The 12,087-nt window shown below is 37.2% G+C and carries 7 protein-coding genes, 1 tRNA gene and 1 pseudogene; 3 read left to right on the forward strand and 6 right to left on the reverse strand.

Features of this window, described 5'->3' with window-relative positions; all coding sequences use genetic code 11:
- Window positions 1-8: 8 nt before the first annotated feature.
- Both ilvB and ilvD read right to left on the reverse strand, forming a co-directional pair.
- The gene (gene ilvB / locus QUE35_RS12385; RefSeq protein WP_022601477.1) at window positions 9-1,718 is read right to left on the reverse strand and encodes a biosynthetic-type acetolactate synthase large subunit; all 1,710 of its coding nucleotides are present in this window, start codon (window positions 1,716-1,718) and stop codon (window positions 9-11) included.
- 30 nt (window positions 1,719-1,748) lie between these two features.
- The gene (ilvD, locus tag QUE35_RS12390) at window positions 1,749-3,578 is read right to left on the reverse strand and encodes a dihydroxy-acid dehydratase (protein ID WP_009317738.1); all 1,830 of its coding nucleotides are present in this window, start codon (window positions 3,576-3,578) and stop codon (window positions 1,749-1,751) included.
- Between the two features lie 496 nt (window positions 3,579-4,074).
- On the opposite strand from ilvD, the gene tamL reads away from it, so the two are divergent.
- The 3 genes from tamL (at window position 4,075) to QUE35_RS12405 (ending at window position 8,058) form a co-directional block, all read left to right on the forward strand.
- The gene (gene tamL, locus QUE35_RS12395; RefSeq protein WP_022389594.1) at window positions 4,075-6,396 is read left to right on the forward strand and encodes a translocation and assembly module lipoprotein TamL; all 2,322 of its coding nucleotides are present in this window, start codon (window positions 4,075-4,077) and stop codon (window positions 6,394-6,396) included.
- 87 nt (window positions 6,397-6,483) lie between these two features.
- Window positions 6,484-6,557, forward strand: a tRNA-Arg gene (locus tag QUE35_RS12400).
- 877 nt (window positions 6,558-7,434) lie between these two features.
- A complete protein-coding gene (locus tag QUE35_RS12405) occupies window positions 7,435-8,058 on the forward strand; it encodes a DUF975 family protein (RefSeq protein WP_009317734.1) in 624 nt (207 codons plus the stop codon).
- A 107-nt stretch (window positions 8,059-8,165) separates the two neighbouring features.
- Here the strand turns inward: QUE35_RS12405 and QUE35_RS12410 are convergent, their stop codons facing one another.
- The 4 genes and pseudogenes from QUE35_RS12410 to cls form a co-directional block, all read right to left on the reverse strand.
- Window positions 8,166-8,915 carry an alpha/beta fold hydrolase gene (locus QUE35_RS12410; RefSeq protein ID WP_286260918.1) on the reverse strand — a complete coding sequence of 250 codons (750 nt, stop codon included), beginning with the start codon at window positions 8,913-8,915 and terminating at the stop codon, window positions 8,166-8,168.
- Window positions 8,851-9,483, reverse strand: a pseudogene (locus QUE35_RS12415) (GDSL-type esterase/lipase family protein); the annotation flags it as partial. The pseudogene QUE35_RS12415 and the gene QUE35_RS12410, both read right to left, overlap by 65 nt.
- Before the next feature lie 106 nt (window positions 9,484-9,589).
- Window positions 9,590-10,276 carry an SGNH/GDSL hydrolase family protein gene (locus tag QUE35_RS12420; protein WP_009317732.1) on the reverse strand — a complete coding sequence of 229 codons (687 nt, stop codon included), beginning with the start codon at window positions 10,274-10,276 and terminating at the stop codon, window positions 9,590-9,592.
- Window positions 10,277-10,475: 199 nt separating this feature from the next.
- Entirely contained in the window at window positions 10,476-11,717 is a 1,242-nt protein-coding gene (cls, locus tag QUE35_RS12425) for a cardiolipin synthase (protein WP_031258658.1), read from the reverse strand.
- Window positions 11,718-12,087: the final 370 nt, after the last annotated feature.

The raw sequence follows: 12,087 nt of genomic DNA on the forward strand, positions 1-12,087 counted from the left end.
TCGTTCAATTAATATTTTTCAGTACTGTTTAATAAAATATCGGTAACGCATCCGCCTGCAGGAATCATGGGGAATACCATGCCTTCTTCTTCTACAGCGACATTTAATAAGTATGCTCCTTTGTGGGCGATCATTTCGGCAATGGCTTCGTCTAATTGAGAACGGTCTGTAACATCGCGTCCTTTGATGCCGTATGCGGCTGCTATAGCCTTGAAATCAGGATTAAGCATGTGCGTTTCGGAATATCTTTTTTCGAAAAACAATTCTTGCCATTGGCGTACCATGCCTAGGAAATTATTATTTAAGATGATGATCTTTATATCTGTCCCTGTTTGCATGACTGTACCTAACTCTTGAATGGTCATCTGAATGCCTCCGTCTCCGGTAAAAAAACAAACGGTACGTTCGGGTGCTCCCATTTTAGCTCCAATGGCTGCAGGAAGACCGAATCCCATAGTTCCTAAACCTCCGGATGTAACAATGCTTCGCGTACGAGTATAATTAAAATATCGTGCTCCCATCATTTGGTTTTGTCCTACATCGGTAACCAGAATGGCGTTGTTGCCTGTTGCTTCAGAAATCTTTCGGACTACTTCACCCATTTTTAAAGCTCCGTTTTCGGGATATACTTCCGGACGGACGACTTTTTCATATTCGGTTTTCTCACAGATTTCAAATTCCGATAGCCATTCGGTATGTTTATTTATATTAACTTTGTCGAGCAGTGCCGAAAGTGTGGATTTTGCATCCCCTAATACAGTGACATCTGCATGAACATTTTTGTTGAATTCTGAGGGATCTATATCGAAATGGATCACCTTTGCTTGTTTCGCATATGTGTCTAAACCTCCGGTTACCCGATCGTCGAAACGCATTCCTACAGCAATGAGAAGATCACATTCATTGGTTTTTATATTCGGACCGATATTCCCATGCATTCCCAACATCCCTTTATTTAGACGATGGGCGGTCGGTATTGCGGACAGTCCTAATAATGTGCAGCCTGCAGGAATGTCGGCTTTTTCCATTAATCTCAATATTTCATTTTCGGCATGGCTCAAGATGACACCTTGCCCTATCAGAAGCAGAGGCCTTTTTGACTGATTGATTAATGTTGCCGCACGGTTTATTTCCTCTTTGTTAATTGGGGGATAGGGATTGTAGCTTCGTATGAAATTGCATTTTTGATAATGAAATTCAGCTGTTCCTACTTGCGCATCTTTGGTGAAGTCCAGTACTACAGGCCCTGGACGTCCCGAACGGGCAATATAGAAAGCTCTTGCTACGGCCCAAGGAATATCTTCGGTACGGCGTATTTGATAACTCCATTTGGTAACCGGTTGAGTAATTCCTACGACATCGGTTTCCTGGAAAGCGTCAGTACCTAATAGTGAGGAACTGATTTGTCCGGTAATAACAACCATGGGAGTGCTGTCTACCATGGCATCGGCTACTCCTGTAATGATATTTGTTGCTGCCGGACCAGAAGTTACCAACACTACACCTGTTTCACCGGATACTCGGGCAAAGCCTTGAGCTGCATGAGTCGCCCCTTGTTCATGTCTTACCAAGACATGTTTTAGCCTGTCTTTGTAATTGTGCATACAATCAAAAACCGGCATGATAGCTCCTCCGGGATAGCCGTAGATCAATTTTACATTTTCTTCTAATAAAGAACGGATCAAAGCTTCTGATCCTGATATTTTATCTGTTGCCATATAAATATTTTCTGCAAAAAACTATTGCTTTTATTCTATAATACGTACCGCTCCTTTATCGGCCGAGCTAACCATAGCTGCATATGCTTTTAATGCTTTAGAGATATTCCGTTCTCGCTTTGCCGGAGTAAAAGCTTTTTTCCCTCGAGCTTCTTCTGCAGAGCGGCGTTCGGCTAATTGCTCGTCACTTAGTTTGACATTGATCGTACGTTTCGGGATATCGATTTCGATAATATCTCCATCCTTGACAAGTCCGATATTTCCTCCGGCTGCCGCTTCTGGAGAAATGTGTCCTATCGATAATCCTGATGTTCCTCCGGAGAAACGTCCGTCGGTGATCAGAGCGCATTCTTTTCCTAAATGTCTAGACTTTATGTAAGAGGTCGGATATAGCATCTCTTGCATGCCGGGTCCACCTTTCGGACCTTCATAAGTGATGACGACAACATCACCTTTTTCGACATCACCCTTTAAAATTCCTTTGCAGGCCTCTTCCTGTGATTCGAATACTTTGGCTTTCCCGGTAAAGTGAAATATGCTTTCATCTACTCCGGCTGTTTTTACAACACATCCGTCAATTGCAATGTTCCCTTTGAGTACAGCAAGACCTCCGTCTTTTACGTATGCGTGTTCAAAATCCCGAATGCATCCGTTGATGCGGTCATTGTCTAAAGAGTCATACCGGTTGTCTTGAGACCCCATTTTGAGATTATATTTGTTACCGGGTGCGCTTTTCCATAGTTCGGCAGCTTCTTCTGTGTATTCTGACCCGTCGATGGCATATCGGGCGATTGCCTGTTCCAAAGTCAGACCATCGACTCGATGCACATGGGTGTCCAATAATCCCTGTTTTGCTAATAAACTCATAATGGATAGAATGCCGCCGGCACGATTTACATCCTGAATATGATAATGTGAGTTGGGAGCGACTTTGCAAAGTACGGGTGATTTGCGAGATAGACGATCTATATCGTCCATTGTAAAATTGACACCGGCTTCTTGAGCTATCGCTAATAGATGTAGTACTGTATTAGTAGATCCTCCCATAGCAATATCGAGAGTCATAGCATTAAGGAATGCATTGCGTGTGGCTATGCTGCGGGGTAGTACCGATTCGTCTCCATCTCGGTAATATTTGTAACAGTTCTCAACGATCTGCGCTGCTGCTTTGATAAATAATTTTTCTCTGTTGACATGGGTAGCGACAATAGTGCCGTTACCGGGAAGTGCCAGACCTATGGCTTCGTTCAGACTGTTCATGGAGTTTGCCGTAAACATCCCAGAACATGAACCGCAAGTCGGGCAAGCAGTACGTTCTACTTCAGCAACTTGCTTATCACTTATAGTTTCGTCTGCCGATTCTATCATCGCGTCGATAAGGTCAAGAGAACGCCCGTTTAGGTTACCGGCTTCCATAGGGCCTCCGGATACGAATATTGTCGGGATATTAAGCCGCATGCTTGCCATTAACATACCCGGGGTGATTTTGTCGCAATTACTGATGCAAACCATTGCATCTGCCTTGTGGGCGTTTACCATATATTCGACACTATCGGCGATAAGATCACGAGAAGGGAGAGAATATAACATACCGTCATGTCCCATAGCAATACCGTCATCGATCGCTATTGTATTGAATTCGGCTGCAAAGCAGCCTGATTTTTCAATCTCTGTTTTGATTTTTTGTCCGATTTCATGCAAATGTACATGTCCCGGGACAAATTGTGTAAACGAATTAACAATAGCGATAATGGGTTTTCCTATCTGATCTTCTTTCATCCCGTTGGCCCGCCATAATGCTCTTGCTCCGGCCATTCGGCGTCCTTGTGTGCTGGTTGCACTATGCAATTGATGTTTCATTATTCTTATCGTTTTATATACAAAAAGACCTTTCTACTATATGAAGAAAGGTCTTTTTACTTTATTTTATTTATGCTATTCACATAAAGTAACTACATACCTTTCTTCTTTCACTCCCACACGACGACATCGAGTAGAGATAAACCAAGAAGGTTAATGATATGTAGAATAATACTAATCATAATCGTTATTTGTATTACATTGTCATTTTGTATTACGATGCAAAGGTATAGCTTTCATTTTATATTCCAAATAAAATAGTAGAAAAAAAACATTGATAGTAAAAAAATATCATATATAGTCCTGTTTTAATGATAAATTATTATAAAACAAAGAACGATGAATTTTAAATTTAGTATTGGACTAAATAATTGAAAACTATGTTTTATTGTTGATAACATAATTTTGAGTTGTTAATTTTGTGCATAAAACAATATTTCTGTACGTTTGTAAAGAGATTCTGAAATTACATCTGCTCCTCGGATAAGGTAAAAATATGAGATACTTCCGCTTTTTATTTTGTTTGTTCGGTTTATTGCTGGTTGCATCTTGCAATACGACTCGGCATGTAGGAGAGGGGCAATATCTTTTGAATAAGGTGAGTGTAACTTCTGATAATAAGAATGTGAAATCATCGGAGTTAAAATCGTATGTAAGGCAAGAACCTAATCATAAAACTTTTGGTTTAGTTGGGCTTCCTTTGTTTTTCTATAATCTTTCAGGAGACAAAGATACTCGTTGGAATCGGTGGCTGAGAAAAGTCGGGACACCGCCGGTGATTTATGATCCTGACTTGACAGAGAAGTCACGTTTAGAGATTACGAAAGCATTACGTAACCGAGGATATGAAAATGCCGTGGTGACGGTAGATACTATTGCCCGGAAAAAAAAGATGAAAGTCCGTTACCAGGTTAAGCCGGGAAAACCATATCATATTGAAAATATAACTTATAATATTCCTAATGATAGCATTGCCCGTATTATATTAGCTGATACTTCGGCTTTTCTATTGAAGAAAGGGGCTATTTTTGATCGGAACTTGTTGGAGCAGGAACGTCAGCGTATTTCTACGTTGTTAAGAAACAGGGGATATTATGCTTTTAATAAAGAATATATTACCTATACGGCTGATACGACGTCTCGAAATTATGAAGTGGATCTGGAACTGAATCTTATGCCTCCTTTGTTGCAGGATACCACTCGTTCGGATATGGTATTCAGCAAGCATGAAGTATATCATATCCGGAATGTCTATTTTATGACCGATTATAACCCGATGAATATCGAGCAAGATTTACGTTTCAATGTAAAAGATACGGTCGATTATAAGGGCTTCAGGATATTTTATGGGAATAAAAAATACTTGACGCCTGCAACTTTAGTGGAAAATTGTTATATACGTCCCGGAATGCGTTACAGTAATAGGGCGGTCGATAACACATTTTCTGCATTTGGTCGTCTTCGGGTAGTAAAATATGTCAATATACAATTTCACCCTCTCAATATTGACGGAGATCCTGTATTGGATTGTTATATTTTGTTGACCGAAGGCAAGCCTCAGACGATCTCTGTAGATGTTGAAGGTACTAATTCGGCAGGAGATCTGGGTTTTGCGCTTGGTTTGACGCATCAGCATCGGAACATGTTTCACGGGTCGGAAACATTTACGACCAAATTAAGAGCAGCTTACGAAAGCCTTTCGGGGGATTTGGGAGGGCTTTTGAACGATAATTACCTTGAGTTGGGTGCGGAAGTCGGAATTTCATTTCCGAAGTTCCTTTTCCCTTTTGTTAGTCCGACGGTACGTCGGCGTATGCGTGCGACAACCGAATTCACATTGAATTTCAACTATCAGCAACGTCCCGAATATACTCGGGTAATTGCAGGTGGCGGATGGAATTATAAATGGTATAGTCATAATAATATGTATCGGCATCATCTCGACTTGGTAGATATCAGTTATATTTATTTGCCGAAAACGACCGAGCGGTTTATCAGTAATCTTGATAGTATTGCTTCGAGTAATCCTTTGTTGAGGTATAGCTACGAGAACCATTTTATTATGCGTTCTTCCTATGTTTTTTATCAATCAAACTTGAGGCCGGGAGTAAAGAAAGTTTCCGGAAATATTTACACTTTACGAGCTGCGGGAGAGATAGCCGGTAACTTGTTGTATGGTATATCTAAACTTACTAGACATAAGCCGGGAGAATATGGAGAATACAGTATATTGGGAATTCGTTATGCGCAGTATGCAAAAGCCGACTTGGATTATGCTTATACTATTTTGTTGAATGAGCGTAATTCGCTGGCATTGCATGTAGGGGCAGGAATCGCAGTTCCTTATGGAAATTCTGAGATGGTACCGTTTGAAAAGCGTTATTTTTCGGGGGGAGCTAATAGTGTGAGAGGTTGGTCGGTCCGAGGTCTTGGCCCGGGACGTTACAGAGGAACGAATCCTATGACGGATTTTATGAATCAATGCGGGGATATTCGATTAGATATGAATGCAGAATATCGCAGTAAATTGATTTGGAAACTTGAACTGGCTGCATTTTTAGATGCCGGGAATATTTGGACAATACGTAATTATCCGTCACAACCCGGAGGTAAATTTCAATTGAAATCTTTTTATAAGGAGATTGCGATGGCTTATGGCTTAGGTATGAGACTAGATTTTAACTATTTTATTTTACGCCTTGATTTGGGGATGAAGTTGTATGATCCTTCAGTTGTGAATAAAAGTAAGTGGGTGATTTCTTATCAAAATTTTAATCGGGATGCGACATTGCATTTTGCTGTAGGATATCCCTTCTGATGGTTGTATATAAAAATACATTTGTCATATTTGGAAATCCGATAAAAAATATTACCTTTGCATCGCTTTTGAATAAAAAGTAAGGCCGGTCGGGTAGCTCAGCTGGATAGAGCAACAGCCTTCTAAGCTGTGGGTCCTGGGTTCGAATCCCAGCCCGATCACCGAAATAATAAGCAGTTAGTCGAATGATTAACTGCTTATTATTTATATGTTTTCTTGCAATTCTTTGTTTTGGACTGGATTTGCTATCACAGTTAAAACTTGATGAATGGCAATAATAAGTGTAGATCTGTCAATTTTTTTACTTTTACAGGTAGTGAATTACTGATACTATATTTAATATTTTCTATACTTACAGGAATGGCATTATCAAAACTTGATTCCCCTTTTATCGGTATTGCCGATTTTACAGATTCTATTTTGACGGGAATTTCAGTATTGTGTAATTAACACCGGTGATACGAACGTCAACGCCTCCATCGTTTAATTGTTTTAATGTTGTAGAAGCGGCTCTAAGGGTAGGAATTACTCCATTATTTTTGAAAATCAGAGTGATTAGACAAATAGCAATAATAGTTAAAGTACTTTTGGTATATAAATTTATTTTCATAAAAGTAGAATTTAAATAGTTGTTTTATAAGCTTGTTTTTTATTAAAATTAAATATAATCTTTTTATATTAAAAAATAATGATACTATTTTTTTATATTGAGCTTTTAGTATTGAAAATTTTACTTTTCTGTTTTCTTTTTTTAAGAAAGTCTGTATAGGTTTTTTTGTATAAATTATGAATATCTGTTCATTTGTATTCTAATTGGAATTGTTTTTGCTGTAAAAAACACTTTTGTTTATATTAGATTTAATATAAATATTCTTAAATTGTTATTAATAAGGAATTTATCCTATTTCATGTCTGAATATTTATTGTTTGTATAATTAAAAATTTTTTTCTGTATTAAAAAAATGTATTTTTGTTCATTATAATATCGAATACACAGATATAAACATTATTTGGACTAAATCATTTAAAATTGTAATTATGGAATCATTTAAATCTTCTATTTTTAAAGACAAAGCTTTGAAAGCTCTTTCGGGGAAATGGAAGCCATCTGTTATTGTTTCGCTTGTGACTATGCTTATCATAGGGGGAAGTATTGCATTACAGCACGTTTCAGTGCTGTTATATTATGCTGTTTTTGTGCTTTTTGGAAGTATAGTTTCTATCGGGTGTACGTATGTCTTTCTTGATTTGTATCGTGATAAAAAAGAGCCTCGAGTTGCCGATCTCTTTACTCCTTTTCGACAATACGGACGTATTGTTACCTGTTATATTCAGGTGCTAATGTTTATTATATTATGGTCGTTGCTTTTGTTTGTTCCGGGAATAATAAAGGGATTATCTTACTCAATGTCTTATTTTATATTGAAGGACCGTCCGGAACTATCTCCGGCAGAAGCCATAAAAGAAAGTATGCGCTTGATGAACGGTCATAAAGCCGATTTGTTTATTTTACAGTTGAGTTTTATTGGGTGGGCAATACTTGGTCTCATTACCGTTATCGGATTTATCTGGGTTATTCCTTATATAAATACCTCTATTGCCGCATTCTATGAACAGTTGAGGAATAAAGATACTGGGTCTTTGAATACTGTTACAGAATAAAATAAAATTGAAAAATGGTCAAAAATAATGGTCCTCAAAAAGTTCTCTATTTAGCTTTTTGAGGACCATTATTAAAATTTGCCATATTTGTTTGCATCAGAAAATGCTTATTTTGTGTATTTGAGAATAAAATTGACAATGGGTGTCGGATCTGTCAAACTGTGTGGATGGTGTCCGCAACCGAGTTTTGTGATTACTCTAACTGTACCTCCCAGTTCTAAGTAACGTTTTCTGATAATATCCATGTGCTGTTCGAAGGGTACAGCTTCATCGCTGTCACCGCAAACGCTGATAATCGGAATATTTGCCTCTGCCAAAGCTTTGAGCCTGTAAATAGATTTTCCTTTATCTTCAGTCATTTGATTGTCTTTTAAATTCCATTCCTTCAATACATCGTTCCATAATTTTTTATTGTCTCTTCCAGGCCATAAAAAAAGATCACATAAAGGTGCATCGACATACAGACATGCTACTCGGTCGGTATTTTGTGCAGCCCAGTTGAACGCAAAGAATCCTCCTCTGCTGAACCCCTCGACGGTTACTTTGGAGGAAAGTTGATAAAAATCTCTCATATAGTTGCAAAATTCAGTTCCTAACTTTACGGCATGAGGACTTCCGTATAAATGAGTGAGATCATAATAGGCGACATGAAACCCTTTTGCTAACAGAGCAATATCTACGCTGGGAAATGCTGCGAAAAACGCCGGTCGCCATATCCAAGGATTTCCCGGAGCAGCTTTTTGGGGAACTACTACGATGGCGTTACGGTTTTTAAATTTGAAATCATATCGATCATATCGCTCCCATTTGCTTTTTATTCCGGGAAAAGCTTGCAGAGTCATGGTATTGCTTTTCATTTTTGATGCTTTCATAAACTGTTTCTGCAATGATAATTGCTCCTTCGGGGTTTGGGTGTATTTTATCCGGAAAGAGATTTGGCATATTATCGGTCGCTGTATGTATATCGATGACAGGTAGCTTTTTTTCTTGTGCGATTTGTCGGATGATGGGTATGATTCCTTTGGTTATGATACTGTCATTGATACCCCATTGTATTCCATAAGCTTTTGCCGGAGTGCATAGATATATTTTAGGCTGGGATGAAAGAGCCTGAAAATCTTGAATCATTGTTTCCAAATCAGATTTGAAGTCATTCTTGTATTTCCAGTTCTGAGGCTTGGAGTCATTCGTCCCTAATTTGATAATGACTATGTCCGGTAAAAATTTTAAGGCATCCCGATATGTTTTTTCTTTCATATAGGGATTATCGCCTTTGTTTATAATAATACGTCCGCTGATCCCGAAATTACGCACTAAATAGTCTTTTCCCAGCATTTGGTTCAATACAGACGGATAACTATCTTTATCTCGGTTTTTTATACCTGATCCTGCAGTTATGCTATTCCCGATACAGGCAACTTTTATTTGTGTATAAGCTGTCGAATATAGAAATACAATAAAGGCAAATAATACTATTTTTTTCATTGTGTGTGTTTGTGTATTAATGAAAAATATTTTCTTTAAGTTCTTTTTATTCACTCAAAGATTCTAAAATTTTTTTTGCAACTTGTTCTGCAAGTACTTGATAGCCTTTGTCTATAGGATGCACACCATCTCCTCCGATAAAATATTCGGGATGGTCGAGTATTAGATTGAATAAATCGTTGGTTTTTATATCTTTTGCTTTTGAAATATGTTTTTGTGCTATTTCATTTCTGGTAACAATGCGAGCTACTCTTTCTTCGAGTCGTTCGCAGTATTTCCCTGTGCGTATAGGTGTGGTTGTAGCCCAAATCAGTTTCGCATTCGGTGCATTTTTGCAAATAGCTTTGATCATGTCGGGAAATGCTGCATCATATTCGTCTTCGGTATATTCCCAGCCGTGTAATCCGTTATTGAAGTGTACTAAATCGAATTTCTCGTAACTCATTATCAGATTTATTTCTTGAATGAGTGCCGGATCTCCTAAACTTTTGGAAGTTGTTAATCGCGCTACATAAGCTTTCCCTTTGAGTAATTTTTCAACTTTAGGATAATATCCTCGTGTAATGGAGTTTCCGATAAGCAATACTCTTGGTAATTTGTCATCGTTAGTATGTGGTAACCATACATCTATCCATTCTACTGTTTCTCGTTTAGGTGTAATTTTTTTCGCCTGAACCGAATTTGCTGTAAAAATAAAAATCGCAATGATAAAAATGATCTTTGAAAGTTTCATGGTTTTGTGTGTTTAATATGTGTGTTTTATGAAAAGAAAAAATGTACTATAAAATGATAAACAAAATTATCTTCCTTTATCTGAATATGAAATACCTTTCTGTTAAATAAGTATAAATTTATAAATTCAAAAGCTCGATTTTGTAAAGATTGGTTGATTTCTTATCTCGGTATAGGTAATTGCAGGAGTTAAACAAAGTTTATAGGAATGGAGTGCACATTTGAGCCAATAACCCTACAAAACGTTTCCATACCGATCTTTTTCTCCATTTTTCCGGTGTAAGCATAGTGCAATTTTGCTTGTCTTTTTCAAAAATTTCAGAGAGTTCTTCTGTTATCTCTTTATCAAAAATGAACGCATTTACTTCATAGTCATATCGTAAGCTTCTACTGTCGAGATTCGCTGTTCCTACAGTACAGAAAGTACTGTCTATCATCATGATTTTAGAATGATGAAATCCTCCGTTATATAAGTAAATATGAGCTCCTTTTTTCATTAGATTATGGGCAACACGAATCGAACCTTCAGGTGTAAATGCGATATCTGCTTTTGCGGAAATCATGATTTCTACATTGATCCCGCGTTTTAATGCCGATTTTAAAGCTTTTCTTATAGAACGAGTAGGTAAAAAATATGGATTTACAATTTGTATATTCGATTTTGCTACGTCGATTGACTTTGCATAGGTTTGTCTTATTTGTTTTGGCGATTTTTTCGGAGTTCGATCAACAATAGCTATCGATTTACCTTTATGAAATGTTGTATCTGAATAAATGGGAAAATACACTGTCCCGCTGATATTCTGTTTAGTAGTCTTATTCCAGATAGAAAGGAATATCTCTTGCAGATAATGTGTGGCTTTTCCCTCGATGCGTACATGCATATCCCTCCATTCTCCTATTTCCGGCAAGCCTTTAATATAATAGTCGGCAATATTCATACCTCCGACATAGGCGATTGTTCCGTCTATAACAGCAATTTTCCGATGATCTCGATGAAATACGTGGTTTATATAGGGAAAACGCAGGGGGTCGAAATGATAAATTTCGATCCCTTTTTCACGTAAATTCTTTAAGTGTTTTTTTTTCAATGGTCGGCTGTTTGACCAGTTTCCGAATGCGTCGAACAGAGCTCGTATTTCTACGCCTTCTTGAGCTTTATGAGCCAGTAAGGTAAAAAGTTCATTAGCAATAGAATCGTTGCGGAAATTGAAGTATTCAAGATGTATATGATGTTTGGCTTTTTTTATAGCAGAGAATAAATCATCAAATTTTTCTTTTCCGCTTTTAAGCAAATGAATTTTATTATCTGTTGTAACGGGAATGTCGGCATCAGATAAAAATTGAATTACTGCCGAGTCACTGGTGATGGTATCTGATGGTTTTGAATGAAAAAATATTGTATCTTGTTGGGCATATAAGTTGTTTACAAATCCGAACATGATGATTGGCAGGAAAAAGAAAAATCCTTTTTTTAGATAGTCTGCAGTTAGAATTATGCGATAAATAAAATGATAGATAAAAGACATGTTCAGATTTGTATTTGGGTAATTCGTTTTTATAAAAAAATTATTGTTCTAAAGTTTATACATAAATAATAAATAGTTTGTACGATAGCTAGAATTAAGAACCTGTTCAAAAGTTTATCCGGAATGAAATAAACCTGTTTCGGATTATTTAAAAAAGAGAGAATAGCCTCTTGTTTTAAGTTTTAAGAGTCTTTCAAAATTCTAAAATTATTTTGTTGTAATAATTAGAATATTCTCATAATATTTTCTTTTGGAAAAAAAGAAATAGGCTCTTAAATTATTT

It is taken from the genome of Coprobacter fastidiosus (assembly GCF_030296935.1).
Classification (GTDB): domain Bacteria; phylum Bacteroidota; class Bacteroidia; order Bacteroidales; family Coprobacteraceae; genus Coprobacter; species Coprobacter fastidiosus.